The sequence below is a fragment of the Shimia aestuarii genome, from assembly GCF_900114635.1.
Classification (GTDB): Bacteria; Pseudomonadota; Alphaproteobacteria; order Rhodobacterales; family Rhodobacteraceae; genus Shimia; species Shimia aestuarii.
This window is the reverse complement of record NZ_FOTQ01000001.1, coordinates 469,697-489,028: the sequence shown is the minus strand read 5'-3', so window position 1 is coordinate 489,028 and position 19,332 is coordinate 469,697. Positions and strand designations below refer to the sequence as shown.

General features: G+C 61.8%; 24 protein-coding genes and 1 other RNA gene. 14 read left to right on the top strand and 11 right to left on the bottom strand.

The window, feature by feature from the left end:
* Positions 1 to 152: 152 nt before the first annotated feature.
* Entirely contained in the window at positions 153 to 1,457 is a 1,305-nt protein-coding gene (locus tag BMZ35_RS02465; protein WP_093090556.1) for an NADH:flavin oxidoreductase/NADH oxidase family protein, read from the bottom strand.
* Between the two features lie 114 nt (positions 1,458 to 1,571).
* Here BMZ35_RS02465 and BMZ35_RS02460 point away from each other — a divergent pair, with 114 nt between their 5' ends.
* Entirely contained in the window at positions 1,572 to 2,102 is a 531-nt protein-coding gene (locus tag BMZ35_RS02460; protein WP_093090554.1) for a prolyl-tRNA synthetase associated domain-containing protein, read from the top strand.
* A 47-nt stretch (positions 2,103 to 2,149) separates the two neighbouring features.
* Positions 2,150 to 2,911, top strand: a complete 762-nt coding sequence (locus BMZ35_RS02455; protein WP_093090552.1) for a phytanoyl-CoA dioxygenase family protein — start codon at positions 2,150 to 2,152, stop codon at positions 2,909 to 2,911.
* Positions 2,912 to 2,965: 54 nt separating this feature from the next.
* Here BMZ35_RS02455 and BMZ35_RS02450 read toward each other — a convergent pair whose 3' ends face one another.
* Positions 2,966 to 3,505, bottom strand: coding sequence for an FMN-dependent NADH-azoreductase (locus BMZ35_RS02450; RefSeq protein WP_093090550.1), 540 nt, complete (start codon positions 3,503 to 3,505; stop codon positions 2,966 to 2,968).
* A gap of 125 nt (positions 3,506 to 3,630) precedes the next feature.
* On the opposite strand from BMZ35_RS02450, the gene BMZ35_RS02445 reads away from it, so the two are divergent.
* Both BMZ35_RS02445 and BMZ35_RS02440 read left to right on the top strand, forming a co-directional pair.
* Complete coding sequence (locus tag BMZ35_RS02445) at positions 3,631 to 4,515, top strand: LysR family transcriptional regulator (protein ID WP_093090548.1); 885 nt, start codon at positions 3,631 to 3,633, stop codon at positions 4,513 to 4,515.
* Positions 4,512 to 5,396, top strand: coding sequence for a DMT family transporter (locus BMZ35_RS02440; RefSeq protein ID WP_093090546.1), 885 nt, complete (start codon positions 4,512 to 4,514; stop codon positions 5,394 to 5,396). The genes BMZ35_RS02445 and BMZ35_RS02440 overlap by 4 nt, the downstream gene beginning before the upstream one ends.
* Positions 5,397 to 5,416: 20 nt before the next feature.
* On the opposite strand, the gene BMZ35_RS02435 is transcribed toward BMZ35_RS02440, so the two are convergent.
* Positions 5,417 to 5,758: an ArsR/SmtB family transcription factor gene (locus tag BMZ35_RS02435; protein WP_093090544.1), complete on the bottom strand. Its 342-nt coding sequence runs from the start codon at positions 5,756 to 5,758 to the stop codon at positions 5,417 to 5,419.
* A 356-nt stretch (positions 5,759 to 6,114) separates the two neighbouring features.
* Between BMZ35_RS02435 and BMZ35_RS02430 the strand changes: the two genes are divergently transcribed.
* The 7 genes from BMZ35_RS02430 (at position 6,115) to BMZ35_RS02400 (ending at position 9,510) form a co-directional block, all read left to right on the top strand.
* Positions 6,115 to 6,444, top strand: coding sequence for an AtpZ/AtpI family protein (locus BMZ35_RS02430; protein ID WP_093092489.1), 330 nt, complete (start codon positions 6,115 to 6,117; stop codon positions 6,442 to 6,444).
* Positions 6,445 to 6,498: 54 nt separating this feature from the next.
* Positions 6,499 to 7,206 (top strand): F0F1 ATP synthase subunit A, encoded by a 708-nt coding sequence (locus BMZ35_RS02425; RefSeq protein WP_207502920.1) that lies wholly within the window; start codon positions 6,499 to 6,501, stop codon positions 7,204 to 7,206.
* A gap of 85 nt (positions 7,207 to 7,291) precedes the next feature.
* Positions 7,292 to 7,516, top strand: a complete 225-nt coding sequence (locus BMZ35_RS02420) for a F0F1 ATP synthase subunit C (RefSeq protein WP_022572950.1) — start codon at positions 7,292 to 7,294, stop codon at positions 7,514 to 7,516.
* 87 nt (positions 7,517 to 7,603) lie between these two features.
* Positions 7,604 to 8,149, top strand: coding sequence for a F0F1 ATP synthase subunit B' (locus BMZ35_RS02415; protein WP_093090540.1), 546 nt, complete (start codon positions 7,604 to 7,606; stop codon positions 8,147 to 8,149).
* A 4-nt stretch (positions 8,150 to 8,153) separates the two neighbouring features.
* Complete coding sequence (locus BMZ35_RS02410) at positions 8,154 to 8,726, top strand: F0F1 ATP synthase subunit B (RefSeq protein WP_093090538.1); 573 nt, start codon at positions 8,154 to 8,156, stop codon at positions 8,724 to 8,726.
* A gap of 109 nt (positions 8,727 to 8,835) precedes the next feature.
* On the top strand, positions 8,836 to 9,045 hold the full coding sequence (locus BMZ35_RS02405) for a hypothetical protein (RefSeq protein WP_131814312.1): 210 nt from the start codon (positions 8,836 to 8,838) through the stop codon (positions 9,043 to 9,045).
* An 87-nt stretch (positions 9,046 to 9,132) separates the two neighbouring features.
* Positions 9,133 to 9,510: a hypothetical protein gene (locus BMZ35_RS02400; RefSeq protein ID WP_093090534.1), complete on the top strand. Its 378-nt coding sequence runs from the start codon at positions 9,133 to 9,135 to the stop codon at positions 9,508 to 9,510.
* Here the strand turns inward: BMZ35_RS02400 and BMZ35_RS02395 are convergent.
* Entirely contained in the window at positions 9,507 to 10,145 is a 639-nt protein-coding gene (locus BMZ35_RS02395) for a ribonuclease T2 family protein (protein ID WP_093090532.1), read from the bottom strand. The two genes, BMZ35_RS02400 and BMZ35_RS02395, sit on opposite strands and share 4 nt — an antisense overlap.
* 132 nt (positions 10,146 to 10,277) lie before the next feature.
* Between BMZ35_RS02395 and BMZ35_RS02390 the strand changes: the two genes are divergently transcribed.
* The gene (locus tag BMZ35_RS02390) at positions 10,278 to 11,039 is read left to right on the top strand and encodes a DUF1013 domain-containing protein (RefSeq protein ID WP_093090530.1); all 762 of its coding nucleotides are present in this window, start codon (positions 10,278 to 10,280) and stop codon (positions 11,037 to 11,039) included.
* Positions 11,040 to 11,205: 166 nt separating this feature from the next.
* On the opposite strand, the gene recR is transcribed toward BMZ35_RS02390, so the two are convergent.
* From recR to BMZ35_RS02365, 5 genes are all read right to left on the bottom strand, one after another.
* Complete coding sequence (gene recR, locus BMZ35_RS02385) at positions 11,206 to 11,796, bottom strand: recombination mediator RecR (RefSeq protein ID WP_093092487.1); 591 nt, start codon at positions 11,794 to 11,796, stop codon at positions 11,206 to 11,208.
* Positions 11,797 to 11,890: 94 nt separating this feature from the next.
* Positions 11,891 to 12,235, bottom strand: a complete 345-nt coding sequence (locus BMZ35_RS02380) for a YbaB/EbfC family nucleoid-associated protein (protein WP_093090528.1) — start codon at positions 12,233 to 12,235, stop codon at positions 11,891 to 11,893.
* Positions 12,220 to 13,116, bottom strand: coding sequence for a class I SAM-dependent methyltransferase (locus BMZ35_RS02375; RefSeq protein WP_093090526.1), 897 nt, complete (start codon positions 13,114 to 13,116; stop codon positions 12,220 to 12,222). The genes BMZ35_RS02380 and BMZ35_RS02375 overlap by 16 nt, the downstream gene beginning before the upstream one ends.
* Before the next feature lie 28 nt (positions 13,117 to 13,144).
* Positions 13,145 to 14,884 (bottom strand): DNA polymerase III subunit gamma/tau, encoded by a 1,740-nt coding sequence (locus BMZ35_RS02370; protein ID WP_093090525.1) that lies wholly within the window; start codon positions 14,882 to 14,884, stop codon positions 13,145 to 13,147.
* A gap of 77 nt (positions 14,885 to 14,961) precedes the next feature.
* Entirely contained in the window at positions 14,962 to 15,339 is a 378-nt protein-coding gene (locus BMZ35_RS02365) for a YidH family protein (protein WP_093090523.1), read from the bottom strand.
* A gap of 53 nt (positions 15,340 to 15,392) precedes the next feature.
* Here BMZ35_RS02365 and BMZ35_RS02360 point away from each other — a divergent pair, with 53 nt between their 5' ends.
* Positions 15,393 to 15,878 (top strand): phosphatase domain-containing putative toxin, encoded by a 486-nt coding sequence (locus tag BMZ35_RS02360; protein ID WP_093090521.1) that lies wholly within the window; start codon positions 15,393 to 15,395, stop codon positions 15,876 to 15,878.
* Positions 15,879 to 16,116: 238 nt separating this feature from the next.
* Here BMZ35_RS02360 and ffs read toward each other — a convergent pair.
* Both ffs and BMZ35_RS02350 read right to left on the bottom strand, forming a co-directional pair.
* Positions 16,117 to 16,215: signal recognition particle sRNA small type (gene ffs / locus BMZ35_RS02355), an RNA gene on the bottom strand.
* Positions 16,216 to 16,260: 45 nt separating this feature from the next.
* Entirely contained in the window at positions 16,261 to 18,144 is a 1,884-nt protein-coding gene (locus tag BMZ35_RS02350; RefSeq protein ID WP_093090519.1) for a bifunctional 2',3'-cyclic-nucleotide 2'-phosphodiesterase/3'-nucleotidase, read from the bottom strand.
* A gap of 212 nt (positions 18,145 to 18,356) precedes the next feature.
* Between BMZ35_RS02350 and nudC the strand changes: the two genes are divergently transcribed.
* Positions 18,357 to 19,325 carry an NAD(+) diphosphatase gene (nudC, locus tag BMZ35_RS02345; protein ID WP_093090517.1) on the top strand — a complete coding sequence of 323 codons (969 nt, stop codon included), beginning with the start codon at positions 18,357 to 18,359 and terminating at the stop codon, positions 19,323 to 19,325.
* Positions 19,326 to 19,332: the final 7 nt, after the last annotated feature.

Here is a 19,332-nt window from a genome sequence, read left to right as displayed (position 1 = left end):
TGGCCCGAACTTAAGCACGAACCGCTCAAACGCCAATGTCCCCCGTGGGCGCGACGCGCTGACGGGGGGCGATCCCGGCCAAAGGCCATGGGACCGGAAGCTTGACAGACTCCCGGAGTTGCTGCGCCGTTTAGGACGGGAGGGGGGCAGAGTCAAGCGCTGTTGGGGTTTGATGCCCGAGCATAGGGTTTGCGGCGCAGGGCGCGCAGCGTGCTTTTGCCAAGATAGCCCAGCATCAGCATGAGCGCGCTTTTGCTGGTGCGGGGCGAAGGCTCTTTCCCGGCGGCCATGCGATCCATCTGCCAGACGTAATATTCCACGCGCGCCACGGTGTTCACGAGGTTGATCAGCCAGTTCTTTGCGTTGATCCCCCACGCGCCGCGTCCAAGGGTCAGGTCATCTTCGTTGATGCCAATCTGTGCGGTCTTGCCCGAGATCAGGTCCGTCGCGCCGTCCGGATGAACACAGAGTGGTCGGGCCAGTCCGATCATGTCGATGCCGTCTTCGGTCAGGGCCTGTTCCATCGCGGCGCGGCTGCGAAAGCCGCCGGTGACCATGAGGGGCAGCGTGACTTCGGCGCGGATCTTGCGGGCATAGTCGAGAAAGAACGCCTCGCGCGCCTTGGTGCTGTCGCGCTGCGGGGCTTCGGGGGTGGCGGTGGCAAAGCTCATTTCCTCATAGGTGCCGCCGGAGATTTCCAAAAGGTCGATGCCGTCTTCCTGTAACCAGCGGGCGACCTGTTTGCACTCTTCAAGCGTAAAGCCGCCTTTCTGGAAATCCGCCGAGTTGAGCTTGACGCCGATCGGGAAGGTGGGGCCGACCGCGGCACGGACCGCGGCGATGATCTCGCGCAGGAAGCGGGCGCGGTTTTCAAGGCTGCCGCCCCAATCGTCGCTGCGTCGATTGGTGATGGGCGAGAGAAACTGGCTCACGAGATAGCCATGCGCGCCATGTACCTGCACCCCGTCGAACCCGGCCTTTTGGAGGATGCGCGCGGTTTCGGCGTAGCGGCGGATCGCGTCGGTGATGTCGTCGGCACTCATGGCGCGGGGCTTGGCAAACAGGCCAAGCATTTTCAGTTTTTCCTCCGAAGGCGAAAGCGGGCGGGCGTTGACCACCATGGGACATTGCCGCCCCGGATGGCTGATCTGGACCCAGACCTGTGTTGCTTCGGATTTTGCAGCCGCGGCCCATGTGCTTAGCGCGGCCAGATCGCGTTCATCCTCGACCACGACATTGCCGGGGCGTTCAAGGAAGCGGCGGTCGATCATCACGTTGCCGGTGATCTGCAGCCCCATCGCGCCGCGCGCCCAGCGCCGGTAAAGCGTGGTGTGCTTTTGTGTCGGGGCGTCGCGCTTGTCGGCCATGGCCTCGGTCATGGCGCTTTTGCCAAACCGGTTGGAGAGGGTCGCGCCGCAGGGCAGGGTGAGGGGCTGGGACAGGGGGGTGTCAGACATTGCGCCAGTCTAGCAGCGGGTCTTGGGCGCGCACAGGGTTTTGTCGTGGGACGGCTTGTGTCGCCATGGGGGAGCGGGCAGAAAGGCGCAAAAGCTTGGCCATGGAGTTGGACGATGGAGGCACCATTGAAGACGGAAGACGCGTTGCCCATCAGCTCGGATGCTCTTTTGGAGCGGCTGACGGCGTGGGAATTACCCTTCGAACTGCACGAACACCCGCCGCTGCGCACGGTTGAGGATGCCAAGTCGGTCGAGGCGGCAATGACGGTGCCCGGAGAACAGGCGCTTCGGATCAAGAACCTGTACCTGCGTGACAAGAAGAAACGCAATTACCTTGTCACGCTGGAGCAGGATCGCGAGATTGATCTCAAGGCGCTGGGGGCGGCGTTGGGGGTGGGCAACCTGTCTTTCGGGTCGGCGGACCGGCTGTTTGAGGTTTTGGGCGTGCGGCCCGGCGCGGTCACGCCGCTGGCGATGATAAACGGGGTGGAAAAAGGCGTGCGTTTCTTTATGGACAGCGCGTTTCACGAGGTGGATCGGGTCTATATGCATCCGTTGGTCAATGATCGTACAATCGCGATGTCCCGGGGCGACGTTATGCGGTTCTTCGAACAGATCGGTGTAGAACCGGAATGGGTGGAGTGATTTCGGTTGGTGGTGTTCTTTTGACGTGAGTGACACAGGGGAGAGCAATGGCGGAACCTTATAGGCTGAACGAGGCACAGGTGCGGGCGTTCCGGGCGCAGGGATACCTTTATGTGCCGGGGCTGTTTTCCGGCGATGAGGTTGCACGGATCACCGACTGGGTTGCGGAGCTCGAAGTGCGGCCTGACCGGGTGGGGGATGTCTGGAAGTATTTCGAGACCACGGCCGAGGGTGACCGGTTGCTGAACCGGGTCGAGAATTTTGCGCCCCATCACGCGGGGCTTGCGGGGCTGGTTGAGGATGCGCGCCTGCTGGGTGCCTGCGGGCAGTTGTTCAGCGAAGAGGCGGTTCTGTTCAAGGACAAGATCAACTTCAAGAAACCGGGCGCCGGAGGGTTCGAGCCGCATCAGGACATGCAGGCGGGGTGGGATACCTACGGGGATCTGCACATTTCGGTACTGGTTGCGATTGATGCGCAGACGGCGGAAAACGGGGCGCTTGAGATTGTGCCTGGCTATCATGACAGGGGTCTTTTGGGAGATATGTGGGCGCCGCTGAACGAAGCGCATGTGGCGGGCGCAACATGGGAGCCATGCTATGCGCAGCCGGGAGATGCGCTTTTCTTTGACAGTTTTGCGCCGCACCGTTCCGGGCCGAACCACACGAACGCGGCGCGACGGGCGATGTATCTGACCTATGGTAGGATGTCGGACGGGGATCAGAGGGCGCGTTACTATGCAGACAAGCACGCGAACTTCCCTCCAGATATCGAACGCGATCCGGACGGGGACTACGCCTACAGGGTGTAACACGAAAAGGGCGCCCCGGTGGGGCGCCCTTGGTCGCTTGGGTGCGCGCGGGGATCAGGCGGCGATCTGGTCGAGAGTCTGACCTTCCTTGTCGAGGATGGTCACGTCGGTAATGCCGACAAACCCGAGGATGAAGCGAAGGTAGTTCGAGGCATGGTCGAAGTCGGAGCCAAGCGGCGTACCGCCGGTCGCGATGGTCACAATGGCCTTCTTGCCCGTCAGCAGGCCCTTGGGGCCGGCCTCGGTATAGGCAAAGGTGACGCCAGCGCGGGCGATCTGATCGATCCATGCCTTGAGCACCGCAGGGAGCGAGAAATTGTACATGGCGGTGCCGATCACGATCGTGTCTGCGGCCTGAAGCTCGGCCACCAGTTCGTCGGACAAGGCCAGCGCCGCGGCCTGTTCAGGGGTGCGGTTTTCCGCCGGGGTGAAGGTCGCGACGGTAAAGGTTTCGTCCAGAAATGGAACCCCCTCGGCAAGATCGCGGCGGATAACGGTGTCGGCGTTCTGTTCGGCCACGATACGGGCCGATGCCTGGCGCGAAGCGGAATCTGCGAAGCGTGCAGAGGCGTCGATATGGAGAAGAGTGGTCATGGATCAGGTTCCTTGGAGTGGTGTTTGCTCTGGTCCTCATTTGGGGAGTTGCAAATTCACACACAATTGGAATAATTGCGCATGTCGTGTTGGAAAATGCACAATTCATCAAGAGGGACGTGCGAATGGACAATTGGGACGAAGTGCGGACAGCATTTCAGGTGGCACGACAAGGTACGGTAAGCGGGGCGGCGGAGGTGCTGGGCGTGCACCACGCGACGGTTATTCGCCACATTGATGCCTTGGAAACCCGGTTGGGGGTCAAGCTGTTCCAGCGCCATGCGCGCGGATACACCGCGACCGAAGCCGGAGAAGACCTGATGCGGGTGGCGCAGGCCACGGACGATCAGTTCAATCACCTGGAAGGGCGGATCAAGGGGCGCGGCGCGGATGTTTCGGGCGAACTTGTCATCACGTCGCTGGGCGGGCTTGCCGCGTTGGTCACGCCGGTGGTGGCCGCGTTCCAGGTGGCGCACCCGGATCTGATGGTGCGGTTTCTGACGGATGAGCGGGTGTTCCGGCTTGAGTATGGTGAGGCGCATGTGGCGATCCGGGCAGGGTCGCAACCCGAACAGCCCGACAACGTGGAACAGGCGCTGACCGGCATGAAGGTCGGCCTGTTTGCCAGCGACAGTTACATCGAGCGACATGGGTTGCCGGAAACCGAGGCAGACTTGGCCGCGCACAGGTTCATCGGGCATGACAATATCGACAACCGGGCCCCGTTCAATCAGTGGATGAAAGAGCATATCCCGCGCAATAATGTCGTGTTCCGCACCAATTCGGACCGTGCGATTGCAGCCGCAATCCGGGGCGGCGTCGGGTTGGGGTTCATGGGGCTTTGGGCGGCGGAACAGCTGCCTGAGCTGAAGCTGGTGCACCCGGCGCGGGATGACTGGGCCATTCGCATACGGCTTGTCACTCATGTTGATCTGCATCGCACCGCCAAGGTCCAGGCATTCCTGAAATTCCTGAAGGCCGCCGCGAAAGAATGGCCCGGTACCGTATGAGCCTGATTGCGCGCGGTCATCTGGCCATGTTGTGTTTCTCGGCGCTTGTGGCCGGGTCGTTTTCCCTTGGATCGCTGGCGGCGAATGAGATCGCCCCTGCCGCGCTTAACGCGGTGCGGTTCCTGATCGCAGCGGTCGTAATCGGGGTGCTGGCCTGGGCGTCCAAGGGCATCCCCCGGAGCGCCTTTCGGGCGCCGTGGCGCTATCTGGTGCTGGGCGGGTTGTTCGCCACCTATTTCGTATTGATGTTCGAAGGCCTGAAGACGGCCGCCCCGGTCAGCACGGCGGCGGTGTTCACTTTGACCCCCCTGATGTCGGCCGGGTTCGGTTGGGTCCTGCTGCGCCAGATCACCACGAAACGCATGGCGATTGCACTGGCCATCGGAGCGGTCGGAGCGGTCTGGGTGATTTTTCGCGCCGACCTGAACGCGCTGTTGCAGTTTCGCGTGGGGCAGGGGGAAATCTACTATTTCTGGGGCTGCGTGGCGCATGCGGCCTATACGCCGATGGTACGCAAGCTGAACCGGGGCGAGGCACCGGTGGTGTTCACCTTTGGCATGTTGCTGGCCGGGCTGTTCGTGTTGACGGTTTATGGCTGGGGCGACATTCGCGCGACCGACTGGGCGGGATTGCCGGGAATCGTTTGGATCACGGTGGTGTATTTGGCGCTGTTTGCCAGCGCGGCGACATTTGTGCTGTTGCAGTTTGCAACACTGCAACTTCCGAGCGCCAAGGTGATGGCCTATACCTATCTCGTGCCAAGCTGGGTTGCGGTGTGGGAGATTGCGCTGGGACACGGGGCGCCGAACATGCTGGTGCTGGTCGGGGTGGCAATGACCATTGTGGCCCTGGTGATGCTGCTCAGGAACGAGCATGCCTGACATGATTGTTGTGCGGGTGGTTATCCCTCGGGCGGATCGCGCAATTCCTGTTCGAGAAATTTTTCGAACGCATCGAGATTGACCGGCTCGAACTGGCCAAAACCCTGCATCCAGACGCTGGCCGCGCGCAGGGCGTCCGGTTCCAGCTTGCACCATTTGACCCGGCCACGCTTTTCCTGAGAGATCAGACCGGCACGTGTCAGGATCATCAGGTGCTTGGAAATTGCTGCCAGTGAAATGTCAAAGGGGTCGGCCACGTCGGTCACGGCCATGTCGTCTTCGAGCAACATAGACAGGATCGCGCGCCGGGTCGGATCGGCCAGAGCGGCAAAGACGGTATCAAGAGCGGTTGTATTGGTCACAGTTTCGCGTAACCGGATGGGGCGGGGCGGTCAAGCGTGGTGTCCCGGTCGCGCGTGAACCGTCTGACAAGCTGATCGTCCAAGAGAGAGATGCCGCGATGAGGGGCGGGGAAGCAAGCAGGATTCATCTGCCCCAGAATACGCCCCTGCCAAATTCAACCAGATCGTTGAATAAGGAATGTGAGCGCAAACCCCGGTAAAACCGCCTGCGACGGAATCGCATGTTCTGTCGGGGATAAAATAAAAACCAATAAAAACAACAGGTAAAGAGCGTGCCTGGTGGGTTTTGTTGCGCATTGACTCAGGGCGTGCTGCGCCGTAGCAATGCGCCAACGTCAGCAAGGGGTAATTTGCGCGTGACCGACCCGGATCAGAAAGACAGCATGAAGCGTCTGGAAGAGCGGATCGAGGCGGCTCGACGAGCCCAGGACCCGAAGCCCCGCGTTGACGAGCACTATTCGGCGGCCAACCTGGCATGGCGCATGGTGATTGAGCTTGTGGCCGGTCTCGGGATCGGCTTCGGCATCGGATACGGGCTGGATATCCTTCTGGGAACCCTGCCCATCTTCATGGTGCTGTTTACATTTATGGGTCTCGCGGCAGGCATCAAGACGATGCTGCGCAGCGCCAAAGAGATCCAAGAGGAACAAGAGGCCGAAGCGGCCTCGAAAGACGAGAGGGACTAAGACGTGGCAAGCGAAGCACACGGCGCCGAAGAGGGCGGTCTGGTTTTCCACCCGATGGATCAGTTCATTGTGAAGCCGCTTTTCGGTGGCGATCACATCGGCCTGTTCACCATCACCAACGTGACCCTCTGGATGGCAATCGCCGTTCTGGGCATCATCGCGATGATGATCATGGGCACGCGCAGCCGCGCCATTGTCCCGAGCCGCTCGCAGTCGATCGCCGAGCTGGCCTATGGCTTCATCTACAAGATGGTCGAGGACGTTGCCGGCAAAGACGCCATCAAGTTCTTCCCCTACATCATGACCCTGTTCATGTTCATCGTGTTCGCCAACTTCCTTGGCCTGATCCCGATGTCCTTTACCACCACCTCGCACTTCGCCGTGACCGTTGTTCTGGCGCTGCTGGTTTTCCTGACCGTGACCATCGTGGGTTTCGTCAAGAACGGTGTTGGTTTCCTTGGCCTGTTCTGGGTTTCGTCGGCACCGCTGGCGCTGCGCCCGATCCTCGCCATCATCGAGCTGATTTCCTACTTCGTGCGCCCCGTGAGCCACAGCATTCGTCTTGCTGGCAACGTCATGGCGGGCCACGCGGTGATCAAGGTGTTCGCGGGTTTTGCCGCCATCGCCGTGGTCAGCCCGGTTTCGGTCATCGCGATCACCGCGATGTACGGTCTCGAGGTCCTGGTGGCCTTCATTCAGGCCTACGTCTTTACCATTCTGACCTGTGTGTACCTGAAGGACGCACTGCATCCGTCGCACTAAGAGCGGTGCGTGGCATCACGCACCCTACACAGGTTCGAAACTCTCAACTCTGAATACCAACTTCCAATCGTAAGGAGATACACCAATGGAAGGTCAACTCGCACACATCGGCGCAGGTCTCGCAGCTATCGGTTCCGGCGCAGCCGCTATCGGTGTTGGTAACGTTGCAGGCAACTACCTGGCCGGCGCACTGCGCAACCCCTCGGCAGCTGCTTCGCAGACCGCCACCCTGTTCATCGGTATCGCATTCGCAGAAGCACTGGGCATCTTCTCGTTCCTGGTTGCTCTGCTGCTGATGTTCGCCGTCTAAGCCGACTGGACTTATCCTTACGTGCGGGCGCGGGCGCGTCTGACAGCGCCCCGCCCGTAATCTAACGGAAGTTCCCAGGAGGACGACATGGCATCTTCAACAACAGAAGCCACTAGCCACGCCGCAGACGCCGCCGCGTCGGCGCCCGGCATGCCGCAGCTCGACTTCTCGAACTGGGGCAACCAGATTGTCTGGCTCTTGATCACGCTGATCGTGATCTATTTCGTCCTGTCGCGCATTGCGCTGCCGCGCATCGCCGCGGTTCTGGCCGAGCGCCAGGGGACAATTACGAATGACATCGCCGCAGCTGAAGAGCTGAAGGCGAAGGCCATCGAAGCGGAAGAGGCTTACAACAAGGCCCTGGCCGATGCCCGTGCAGAAGCGCAGCGCATCGTGGCAGAAGCCAAAGCCGAGATCCAGGCCGACCTGGACGCCGCGACAGCGAAGGCCGATGCGGAAATTTCTGCCAAGGCGGCTGAATCGGAGAAGGCAATTGCCGAGATCCGTGCCGGTGCGTTGGAAAGCGTCAAGGAAGTGGCCAACGCCACCGCCGTCGAAGTGGTCGCCGCCCTAGGTGGTGCCGCAGACGAGGCGGACGTAACCGCAGCCGTTGACGCCCGGATGAAAGGGTAAAGAGATGCGCAAACTTTTGACACTCGCCGCCCTGACCGCCGCTGGCGTGACAGCAACGGGCCCGGCATTTGCCGCAAGCGGGCCGTTCTTTTCGCTGCACAACACGAACTTTATCGTAACGCTCGCGTTCATTCTCTTCATCGTGGTCCTGTTCTACTTCAAGGTCCCCTCGATGCTGGGTGGTATGCTGGACAAGCGCGCCGAAGGCATCCAGTCGGAACTCGACGAGGCCCGCTCGCTGCGCGAAGAGGCCCAGACTGTTCTGGCCAGCTATGAGCGCAAGCAAAAAGAAGTTCAGGAACAGGCGAACCGGATCGTCGAGCACGCCAAGGCTGAAGCCGCCACGGCAGCCGAGCTTGCCAAGGAAGAGCTGAAAGCCTCGATCGCGCGCCGTCTGGCCGCTGCCGAAGATCAGATCGCCTCGGCCCAGGCCAGCGCCGTCAAGGAAGTGCGTGATCAGGCCATCGTGGTTGCCATCGGCGCCGCACGCGACGTGATCGCCAAGAAGATGTCCGCAGCCGACGGCAACAAGCTCATCGACGCAGGCATCGCGGAAGTCGAAGCCAAGCTGCACTAAGCGCGCTTCACCTTGCTGAAAACTCCTGAAAACCCGGCCTTTGCGCCGGGTTTTTTGGTTTTGCCGTTATGCGTGGTATCATGTCTCCGCAATTCAGGGGAAATATCAGATGGCTTTCTGGAAGAGACAAACCATTGCGCCGCGCGACCCCGAGATCGTCCTGTCAGACATCCGGCAAAAGATTCTGTCGGGTCGAAAGCTGCATGTTGACCAGTTGACTGCAGAAGAGCTGGCCGCAGTGGGCAAGTTGATCGCCCAAGGGACCGCGCGATTTGGCAGCGCCGCCTGCCATCCTGTTGTCGAGGCGCGCCTGCGCTAAGAAAGGGAATGCTGGTTTTGGGCGGTGCCGAATTTCCGCCAATATTCTGTGATGTAAGTCGGCGACGAACATCACGGAGACCAAACCATGCGCGGATTATTGATTCTTGCGGCGATCGTGCTGTCAGGTTGTATGAGCACAACTTCGGTGAGCACCAAGCAAGCCACCGTCGAACCCAGAGAGATATTCTGGGCCAAGAACGTGTTGGCTGAACAGACCCTAGATCCGGGCGCGGCCCGGTTCCGCGACATCTTTGTCGCCGACCTGAGCAACGGCGATCGTGTCTATTGCGGTGAAATGAATGCCGCCAATGGTGTGGGCGGTTACCTAGGCTTTACGCCTTTTTACATGCGCCGCAGCGGTGAGGCGATCAAGGCGTTGAACTGGGAGGCGCGCAGCGCCGATTTCTCGGCTGAGAAATGCGCGGATGCGCGCGACGGGGCCCTTCGGATCAACAAGGTCTAGCGGATCGGGGCGAAGACCGCGTCCTTGAGTGTGCAATCGCGGATCACGTCCCGGCCACAGGGGACGGGATCAAGTGACTTGGACAGGCAGACCCGTGCCTCCTGGATATAGCCGTCCCGACAGGTGATGGTCAGCGTGTCCTTGTCGAGCTGCGGATTGGCCTTGAGAAAGGCGTCCTCGACGACCGAGGCAGGCAGGCGGATGGTTTTGTCGAGCTTGCGAAACACGGCGGGCCGCGTGATTGCGTTATAGGCGCGTCGTGAGAGGGCGTAGTAGTCCTCACCCGAAAGACCCGAGCAGCGGCCGTGTTTCTTCCACTGGTACCAGGCCAGTCCTGATGTGCCCATGATATCGGCCATCTCGTTGGTCAGGCTGCGTGGGGGATTGCGGTGTGGCGTGCGGCAGTGGGACGGCCAACCCCGGTGGTATTGTGGCCAGAGCCCATGCAAGACCCAACCGTGGTCTTCGGAGGCATCGCACTGCGGCGAGTTGCGGGCGTCGCCCTCGATCGCGCACCAGTTGGGCGACCAGCTGAGCGCCAGTACATAATAGTCGAAGTCACCGGCCGGTTCACCCTCGGCAAGACTTTGCGAAGTGCTCAGCAAGGCGAAAAACAGGACAAACAGGGCGCGCATTCACTCTTTCCTTATTCTCGTCGTGCCACTATATAGGCCTCAAGTTCCCCGACAACGGAAACCCGCATCTGGTTCCAGATGCCGCCTGCAAGGTCAGGCAACGGGGAAGATTTGTGTGAAGGAGAAGTGCATATGACAAAACTGCTGCACCCCAAGGCCACCGCCGTTTGGCTGGTGGACAACACCACGATCAGCTTCAAGCAGATCGCTGATTTCGTGGGCATGCACGAGCTTGAGATCCAGGGCATCGCCGATGGTGACGTGGCCGCTGGCGTGAAAGGGTTCGACCCGGTCGCCAACAACCAGCTGACACAGGATGACATCGACGCCGCGGAAGCCAACCCGCTTCACAAGCTCAAGGTCAAGTTCAACGCCGCTGCTCAGGGCGAAGAGAAACGCCGCGGCCCGCGCTATACGCCGCTCTCCAAGCGTCAGGACCGCCCCGCGTCGATTTTGTGGCTGGTCAAGTTCCACCCGGAACTGAGCGACGGTCAGATCGGCAAGCTGGTTGGCACGACCAAACCGACCATCCAGGCGATCCGCGAACGCACGCACTGGAACATCGCCAACATCCAGCCGATCGACCCGGTGGCGCTTGGCCTGTGCAAACAGTCCGAACTCGATGCCGCAGTTCAGAAAGCGGCCGCCAAGAAAGCGGCAGAGGGCGAAGTCATGAGTGATGACGAACGCCGTAAGCTGGTCTCGACCGAACAGTCGTTGGGTATGGACGCCGAGCCCAAGATTCCGACCGCGATCGAAGGGTTGGAAACGTTCAGCCTGAGCGGCGACGATGACGATGAGGACACGCGTACCGAAGGTGATTACTCGGATGCGGACAGCTTCTTCAACCTGCCGGGCGGTGACGACGAAGACGAGGAAGACAAGCAGCCCTAATGCGGGCGAGCAATGTCAAAAGACCCTAATTGGGCCGTTCCGGGGGGAGCGGCCCTTTCTTCTTTCTTTTTCCAAAAATACCAAAACCGCGCCTCTGGCGCGGCCACGCCCAACGTTTTGGTGCGCATCTTTGATGCGCGGACAAAAGGGCGGGAGCGCCTCCGGTTCAGAGTTGTTTGCGTGCGTTCAGTGCGGCAGTGATCGTGCCTTCGTCGAGATAATCGAGTTCGCCTCCCACCGGCACACCCTGCGCCAGGGAGGTCAGGCGTACGCGCCCCTCGAGCTGATCCGCGATGTAGTGGGCGGTGGTCTGGCCATCCACCGTGGCATTCAGGGCGAGGATGACTTCGGTGATGGATTCGCTGGCCACGCGGTCGATCAGGCGCGGGATCGACAGGTCTTCGGGGCCAACGCCCTCAAGCGCCGACAAGGTGCCGCCCAGCACGTGATAGCGCCCCCTGAACACCCCGGCACGTTCCATCGCCCAGAGATCGGACACGTCTTCGACAACGCAGATTTCACCCGTGGCGCGCTTTTCCGAAGCGCAGATATCACAGATATCCGATGTGCCGACATTGCCGCAGTTGAGGCATTCGCGGGCGGTCACGGCGACCTGCTGCATGGCATCGGCAAGCGGTGTGAGCAACAGAGCGCGCTTGCGGATCAGGTGCAACACCGCGCGACGCGCCGAGCGTGGGCCAAGCCCGGGCAACTTGGCCATCATCTCGATCAGCGTGTCTATTTCAGAACGGGTCATGTTGCTGGCCCTTGTTTTGCACACCGCCGACCCCGGCATTGGTATGCGAGGTCGGCGTTTTGAGTATTTATGGCAAAATGAAGAGCCACAAGCCTTAGAACGGCAGCTTGATGTCCTTGGGCAGGCCAAGGCTCTCGGCGATGTTGTTCAGTTCCTGCTGCGAGCGCTCGGCCGCCTTGGTCTGGGCGTCCTTGATCGCGGCAAGGATCAGGTCTTCGACCACTTCCTTGTCGTCGCCGTTGAAGATCGACGGGTCAATGTCGAGCGCCTTGAGTTCGCCCTTGGCCGAGGCGGTGGCCTTGACCAGGCCGGCGCCGCTTTCGCCGACGACCATGATGCTGTGCAGTTCTTCCTGCATCTCGGTCATCTTCGATTGCATTTCCTGGGCCTGTTTCATCATCTTGGCCATGTCGCCCAGATTGCCTAAACCTTTGAGCATGTGTGTCTCCAGAGTGGGATGTTTGCGTTTGCGTCTAGATACGGGCCACGGGGGCGCGACACAAGGGGCGGGGCAGGGTCAGGGGCGCGAAAGACCAGCGTGTAACTCATTGGCAAGCCAAGTTCCGCGGATTCCAGATTGTACCATGTGTTCGAGATATGGGTGGGGTACTCGGTGAAGTCCTCAACCCGAAGACCGGATTTTACACCGGACATGATGATCTCGGCCATGGTGTGCGAAAAGGATGTGGCAGGCTTTGCGTCGTAGCTTTCGCCGCCATAGTAATCGAGGCCGTCCTTTTCCAGATAGGGGGATTTGTCGAAATAGGAGAGTTCCCAGACGATTGGCCCCTTGGGCGGGCCGGGCTCGAACATGAAGAGGATGGGATGGTGTTCGTAGATGAAAAGCGCGCCGCCGGGTCGCAAAAGCCGGGTCACGCTGGCCATGAAGCGATCGATGTCGGGCATCCACGACAGAACGCCGATGGTGATCAGCACGATGTCAAAGGTGCCGTGGTATTCGGGTGGAAACGCATGGGCTTCACAACAGACGAACCGGGCTTGTGAGCCGGCTGCGTTTGCCAGTTCGCGCCCCTGTTCAACAAAGCCCTCCGCCCCGTCAAACCCGACGCAGTTCGCAGCGCCGAGGCGCTCGATACAGATGAGTTCCCGGCCGTTGTTGCAACAGACCTGCGCGACATCCTTGTCGGCGACTTCCAAGGCTTTGAGCACGCCGATGGCCACGTCATCGAGCAGTGTGAAGCCCGGATCAGAGAAGGCTTTCAAGAGGTTATCCTGATTGTGGCGCGCATGGATCGGCGCCACCTGTTCCCAGGCCTCGAGATTTTGCGCCATAACCGATTTGGCGTCCTTGTCACTCATTACCACGTCTTTCCAGGACAAAGGGGGATCAGTCCTCTTCGAAGGGGTCCCACTCGTCTTCGACCTCGGGCAGAGCCTCGGCCATGGCCTCGGCGGCCAGATCCTGTTGGGTTTTGATCTCGGTGATCTTGGCTTTGGGAAAGGCCGAGAGCACAGCCTGGACCATCGGATGTTCCAGAGCTTCGGCGCGCAGGGCGTTTTCGGCCGCGTCGCGTTTTTCGGCAATCGTTTCCGCGCCGCCATCGTTGACGATGGTCACGGCCCAGCGGTTGCCGGTCCAGCCCTGAAGGCGCTGGCCCAGTCGGGCGGCCAAATCGCGGGGGGCGGCCTCGGTGGGAACAAACTCGATCCGTCCCGGTTGGTAAGACACCAGCCGGACACAGGTTTCCACCTCGACCAGAAGTTTCACATCGCGGTTGTGACGGATCAGTTCGACCACGTGGTCAAAGGTGGCAAAGCGGGCCAGCGCCTGATCTGCGTCCACTGCCAGCGCGGTGACGTTCCCGCCGGGGCCGCCGGACACCTGCGTGTTGGCGCGCGCCATGGTGCCGCCGCCTGCGCCGCCGGGCGCCATACCGCCGCCCGGTGGGGTCGGGGGCGGGGGTGTGTTCTGCAGTTTGCGCACCAGTTCCTCGGGTGAGGGCAGGTCGGCCACATGGGTCAGGCGGATGATGGCCATTTCTGCGGCCATCATCGCATTGGGGGCCGAGGCCACTTCGTCCAATGCTTTCAACAACATCTGCCACATGCGGGTCAGCACGCGCATGGGCAACTGGTCGGCCATGGCCTGACCACGTGTGCGTTCGTCGGGCGACACGGTGGGGTCTTCGGCGGCCTCGGGTGTGATCTTGACCACGCTGACCCAATGGGTGATTTCGGCCAGATCGCGTAGCACTGCGAGCGGATCGGCGCCGTCGGCATATTGGGCGGACAGCTCGGTCAGGGCGCCCCCGGCATCGCCCTTGAGGATCATGTCAAACAGGTCGAGCACGCGGCCCCGGTCGGCAAGGCCCAACATAGCGCGGACCTGGTCGGCGGTGGTTTCACCGGCGCCGTGGCTGATGGCCTGATCGAGCAGGGATTGCGCATCGCGGGCCGAGCCTTCGGCGGCGCGGGTGATCAGGGCAAGCGCGTCGTCGCTGATCTCGGCGCCTTCGGCGGTCGAGATGCGGCGCAGCATGGCGATCATGTCTTCGGGTTCAATACGGCGCAGGTCAAAGCGCTGACAGCGCGACAGGACCGTCACCGGCACCTTGCGGATTTCGGTGGTGGCGAAGATGAATTTTACATGTGCGGGGGGTTCTTCCAGCGTTTTTAGCAGCGCGTTGAAGGCGCTGTTCGACAGCATGTGCACTTCGTCGATGATGTAGATCTTGTAGCGCGCAGAGGCGGCGCGGTAGTGCACGGAATCGATGATTTCGCGGATGTCGCCAACCCCGGTGCGCGAAGCGGCATCCATCTCCATCACGTCGACATGGCGCCCTTCCATGATAGCGACGCAATGTTCGCATTGCCCACATGGATCGGTCGTGGGACCCGAGCCGCCATCGGGGCCGATACAGTTCATGCCCTTGGCAATAATCCGCGCGGTGGTGGTTTTGCCGGTGCCACGAATCCCTGTCATAATAAAGGCTTGCGCGATCCTGTCGGCGGCGAAGGCGTTCTTCAGGGTGCGCACCATGGCGTCCTGACCAACCAGATCGGCAAAGGTCTCGGGGCGGTATTTACGCGCGAGAACCTGATAGGCTTTGGGATCGGTATCGCTCATTTGTGGCCTTTGTCGGGATTCGTCGGATCAGGCAGAGCCTACGGCGGGGCGGGGGCGAGGTCTACCGCTGATGCCGGTCACAGCGCCCACAATATGCCACCCACGCCGAGGGTGGCGATGGTCATCAGGGTGGCGAGGCGGGTGAAGGCTTTGGTGGGCATGGTTTCGGCGTCGTTGTCGGAGAGCTTTTGCAGCGTCTTGCAGGCTTGATGGCGGGCGGCCCAGTAAAGCGCGATGGCAGTGATAAGGAACAGGCTGGCCACGAGCTTGGCCGCCCATGTGGGTTCGAAATCGCCAAAAACCGCCTTGAGGCCGATGGCGACGCCGACGGCACCCAGCCCGGTGCCCATCCACGAGGAAAACGTGCGCTCATTGGCCATGATCGTACGGTCTTCGGCCCAGCGGGTGCGGGTTTCACTATTGTCTTCGGAAGGGCGTGAGTCATTGTGGGACATGGCACCAGACTAGCCCGAGGCGTGGTGTGTTGCGAGGAGGATTTGCCGAGAGCATGGCATTCATGATTGCAGAAGTGACGGCCGCAAATGGCGTGTTGGGGATTTGCCCTCTGCCGGGGGTGGATGGGGATTATGAGCGTGATTTCAGAATGATAGAGGGCTGGGCGCCCGATTTTGTGATCAGCATGACGGAGCCGGACGAGATGCGCGCGGTCGGGGCAGAGGCGCTTGGCAGCGATCTTGGGGCCTTGGGAATCACATTTCACAGCCTGCCGATCTGCGACTTTGGCGCACCGGGACCGGACGTGCAGGCCGCCTGGCCGGACGTGTCGAAAGAGGCGCGCGCAATTCTGTCAGGGGGCGGGCGGGTGCTTGTGCATTGCCGGGGCGGGTGTGGCCGGTCGGGCATGATCCTGCTGCGGCTGATGGTGGAAATGGACGAGGTGCCGGAGGCAGCGCTGGTGCGGTTGCGCGCACAAAGACCCTGCGCGGTGGAGACCAAGGCGCAGATGGCGTGGGCGTTTGCCGGGAAAGGTTAACCGATCCGGCGACTCAAAGGTTAACGGCCTTGTTTTGCAGGGTTTCGGCAATCGGTATCCCGTCGGTAATACGTCGGTATTGCGTCGGTATGGCGCCCGCAAAGGCCCGAAATGGGCATGCGTTAAGACAGCGTTCTTAACGGATTGATGGGAATTTGCGCGAAAATGACCCCTCCGCCAAGGTTCAGGGTCGGACCCTCGGGAGGTTGACCATCATCGGGCACGGTGTTGGGGGGAAAGGTGAGAGGCTGGACAACGACCCAAGCGGGGCTCGTTACGGCTGCTTCCTTCCGGATCTGACCGGGTTGGCGAGGCGCCTGCCCGCGCCAACCTCTCAAGCGGGGATATAAACCCGGCGATGGCCCATTGCAACCCGGATACGTCACCCGGATTGCGTGCCAAGATCCAGCCGGAAGGACAGGAACCCGTCGCCGCCTTCCCCCAGAAGCTCCAGCGCAAGATCGCCGGGCAGGGGGTGGTTGGCCGCACCTGCGCCGGTGTCGAAGCGGGCGAATGTACGGGGCAGGCGGCGAAACCGCCAAGCGGGGATGTCGGGCGAAACCCGGCCACGCGTGTGCCGAACATGCCGACTCAGGATGTCGCGCAGCGCGACGGGCGCGATGGGCACGGTCCGGTCGAGACCGCTGCCGGGATAATGCCCGCCACCGCCCGCGCGATATTCGCTGGTGGCAAGCAAGAACCGCCGCGAGGGATCAAGCGGAGCTCCGCCAAAGTGGACATCATGGACCCGCTGCGCGGTCGGGGACACGATCCGGCCCTCGTTGTTGTAGCGCGGGGGATGCGACAGGTCGATTTCGTAGGAGAGACCATAGATCGCTTCGCGGTTATAGGCGGGGGTGTCACGGTCAAACAGCAGCTGGTCCGGTGTGTCCGGCAAAAGCTGATTGTAGAGGCTGGCCGACATTTCGAGCCACTCGACCAGCTCTGCGCCTGTTATTTCGAGCAGGCTCAGGTGGTTGTCGAACGCCTGCAGGTCAGCGATTGCGCGCATGGCCATGGGGCCGGCGGCCACGTCGGTGTAATTGCCGCTGCCGGCACGTCCCCCGCATTTGAGCGGGGAGGCTGCGGCGAGAACCGGAAGATGGGCCAGCGGCCCTCGCGCCAGTTCGCGGGTGACATGGGCCAGCATGGCCTCGGCCATGATCCGCACAGAACGGTCGTCCTGTGCCATGGCGAAATAGCTGTGGGTCGGGGCGTCGAGAGTGGCGACGATCTTGCGTGTGGTGTCCAGGGTGCGGGCATGAGCCGGGGCGAGCAGGTCGACGAGTTTCGGGTCTTCGGGGGTATTGGCCGTAAGCAGGGCGTGGCTGGCATGCGCGCAGACCCGCCAGCGCCCCGCGTGGCGTTCCAGAACGAGGTCGATCAGGCCGAGATGCGAAGCCGCTGCGCCGGGCATGACGACCGGGATGCCGTTGACCGTGCCGGCATTGGTATCGACCCCGGCCTGTCCGGTCAGTTGCGGCCCCGGGAAGACCCGGTGCACATGCCCTGCGACCAGCGCGTCCACGTCCGGCAGCGCGGCGATATGGCTGGCCGCGTTTTCCATGTTGTCCACGCGCGGGGCGTCGGAGATCCCGGAATGGGCAAGCGCGACGACGATGTCGGCCCCCTCGGCCACGAGCAGTGCCGCCGCTTCGCGCGCCGCGTCAACCATGTCGCGTGCCACAAGGCGCCCGGCAAGGCGCATCCCGTCCCATTGCATCACCTGCGGAGGTGCGACGCCGAACAGGCCAAGTTTGACATGGGCCGGGCGCCCCGCACCGTCGGTCGTGGCAAGCTCAAGCATCACGCGGTCCTGCCAGAGCCCGGCAAAGGGTTGATCCGGACCCGTCTCCGCCTTGAGATTGGCGCAGAGCAACGGGAACTGCGCTTGTTTCAGCACTGCCCGCACGTCGTCGGGAGCCGGGTTGAATTCGTGGTTTCCCAGCGCGACAGCGTCATAGCCAAGGTGGGTCATCGCCGTGATTGCCGGGTGGGGCGCGTCTGTGTTCTTGCCGATATGGGCATCCGCCAGAGGGGTGCCTTGCAGGAAATCGCCATTGTCCAGCAGGATCGCCCCCGGCCTGCTGTGGCGCAGGCGGGTGATCAGGGTCGCGGCGCGGGCCAGCGATGGGGCCGCAACCGGACGGTCGGAAAAATAGTCATAGGCCAGCAGTGCCGTGTGCACGTCGCTGGTTGCGAGGAGCGACAGGGACACCTGGTCCGATCCAGTCGCGAGGCGTTCGGGTAAGTCACTTTCGGGCAAGCGTGGTCCGCCGTATGTTGATTTCTATCAAAGGGATACCTGTCGTTTTTAATAGGGTTTGCCATATTGCGGCATGGATGCAATCCCCGATTTTCGGAAAATTCTCACAACCCTGAAGAGAGGTTTTGCGGCAACATTCCCCATAAACAGCTAGGCGGTTTCGATTGCCCCGGCCCCGGCAAAGTGGCAAGCCTGCGCCGAGGGAGAATGATATGAGACATGCGGAAACAGTCACCTTTGGCGGCTCGGAGCTTGACCGGGCCGGGGAAATCCGGGGCGACGCGGCTGAGATCGAGGCGTTGTTGGCCGATCCTTCGAGCCGGGCGATTGCCCTTTGGCGGGGCAAGCCGCTTTGTGCGGGCGCGGCGTTGGACAGTCTCGTGCGCCTGCCCGTGGACCATGCGCTGTTCGGGGAAACCAAGGTGCCGCCGATCCTGCTCGGACGGGAAGAGGGGGGCGCCTGTTTCGCGCGTGATGTGTCGGCATGGACGCCCGAGAACCTTGATCAGGAGAGCCTTGGACAGTTCTTCGATGCCAGCCTGCAGCACCACCCGCTTTTGCCCGACGATCACCAGTTCTGCGAATTGCGCGGTGTGATGTCACGATTGTCGGCGCGGGATGCGGAGCTGGCCGCGACCGCGCGCGCGATTTTCGGCTGGCACCGGTCGCATCGGTATTGCGCGGCCTGCGGGGCGGAAAGCCGGATGGCGATGTCCGGATGGCAACGCAACTGTCCGTCCTGTGGCACGCCGCATTTCCCGCGCACCGACCCGGTGGTGATCATGTTGATCACCCATGGCAACAAGGTGCTGATGGGCCGCAGCCCTGGCTGGCCCGAGGGGATGTATTCGCTGCTGGCCGGGTTTGTCGAACCGGGGGAACCGCTCGAGGCGGCGGTGCGGCGCGAGGTGTTCGAAGAGGCCGGTATCCGGGTGGGCGCGGTGGATTACCTTGCCAGCCAGCCCTGGCCCTATCCATCATCGCTGATGTTCGGGTGCCGGGGCGCGGCGCTGAATGACGATATCACGCTGGATGAAAACGAGCTGGAAGACGCGATCTGGGTGTCGCGCGAGGAGATCATGGCATCCTTCGCGGGGCTGCACCCGGTTCTCAAACCCGCACGCAAGGGGGCGATTGCCCATTTCATCCTGCGCAACTGGCTTGCGGACCGGTTGGATTGAGGCGACA

Coding starts and splice junctions, on each gene's coding strand:
- BMZ35_RS02415 (WP_093090540.1), top strand. CDS start 7,604: ATGGCATCTTCAACAACAGAAGCCACTAGCCACGCCGCAGACGCCGCC.
- BMZ35_RS02370 (WP_093090525.1), bottom strand. CDS start 14,884: ATGAGCGATACCGATCCCAAAGCCTATCAGGTTCTCGCGCGTAAATAC.
- BMZ35_RS02425 (WP_207502920.1), top strand. CDS start 6,499: ATGGATCAGTTCATTGTGAAGCCGCTTTTCGGTGGCGATCACATCGGC.
- BMZ35_RS02380 (WP_093090528.1), bottom strand. CDS start 12,235: ATGCTCAAAGGTTTAGGCAATCTGGGCGACATGGCCAAGATGATGAAA.
- BMZ35_RS02400 (WP_093090534.1), top strand. CDS start 9,133: ATGCGCGGATTATTGATTCTTGCGGCGATCGTGCTGTCAGGTTGTATG.
- BMZ35_RS02375 (WP_093090526.1), bottom strand. CDS start 13,116: ATGAGTGACAAGGACGCCAAATCGGTTATGGCGCAAAATCTCGAGGCC.
- recR (WP_093092487.1), bottom strand. CDS start 11,796: ATGACCCGTTCTGAAATAGACACGCTGATCGAGATGATGGCCAAGTTG.
- BMZ35_RS02450 (WP_093090550.1), bottom strand. CDS start 3,505: ATGACCACTCTTCTCCATATCGACGCCTCTGCACGCTTCGCAGATTCC.
- BMZ35_RS02455 (WP_093090552.1), top strand. CDS start 2,150: ATGGCGGAACCTTATAGGCTGAACGAGGCACAGGTGCGGGCGTTCCGG.
- BMZ35_RS02405 (WP_131814312.1), top strand. CDS start 8,836: ATGGCTTTCTGGAAGAGACAAACCATTGCGCCGCGCGACCCCGAGATC.
- BMZ35_RS02460 (WP_093090554.1), top strand. CDS start 1,572: ATGGAGGCACCATTGAAGACGGAAGACGCGTTGCCCATCAGCTCGGAT.
- BMZ35_RS02420 (WP_022572950.1), top strand. CDS start 7,292: ATGGAAGGTCAACTCGCACACATCGGCGCAGGTCTCGCAGCTATCGGT.
- BMZ35_RS02465 (WP_093090556.1), bottom strand. CDS start 1,457: ATGTCTGACACCCCCCTGTCCCAGCCCCTCACCCTGCCCTGCGGCGCG.
- BMZ35_RS02440 (WP_093090546.1), top strand. CDS start 4,512: ATGAGCCTGATTGCGCGCGGTCATCTGGCCATGTTGTGTTTCTCGGCG.
- BMZ35_RS02395 (WP_093090532.1), bottom strand. CDS start 10,145: ATGCGCGCCCTGTTTGTCCTGTTTTTCGCCTTGCTGAGCACTTCGCAA.
- BMZ35_RS02360 (WP_093090521.1), top strand. CDS start 15,393: ATGGCATTCATGATTGCAGAAGTGACGGCCGCAAATGGCGTGTTGGGG.
- BMZ35_RS02390 (WP_093090530.1), top strand. CDS start 10,278: ATGACAAAACTGCTGCACCCCAAGGCCACCGCCGTTTGGCTGGTGGAC.
- BMZ35_RS02445 (WP_093090548.1), top strand. CDS start 3,631: ATGGACAATTGGGACGAAGTGCGGACAGCATTTCAGGTGGCACGACAA.
- BMZ35_RS02410 (WP_093090538.1), top strand. CDS start 8,154: ATGCGCAAACTTTTGACACTCGCCGCCCTGACCGCCGCTGGCGTGACA.
- BMZ35_RS02365 (WP_093090523.1), bottom strand. CDS start 15,339: ATGTCCCACAATGACTCACGCCCTTCCGAAGACAATAGTGAAACCCGC.
- nudC (WP_093090517.1), top strand. CDS start 18,357: ATGAGACATGCGGAAACAGTCACCTTTGGCGGCTCGGAGCTTGACCGG.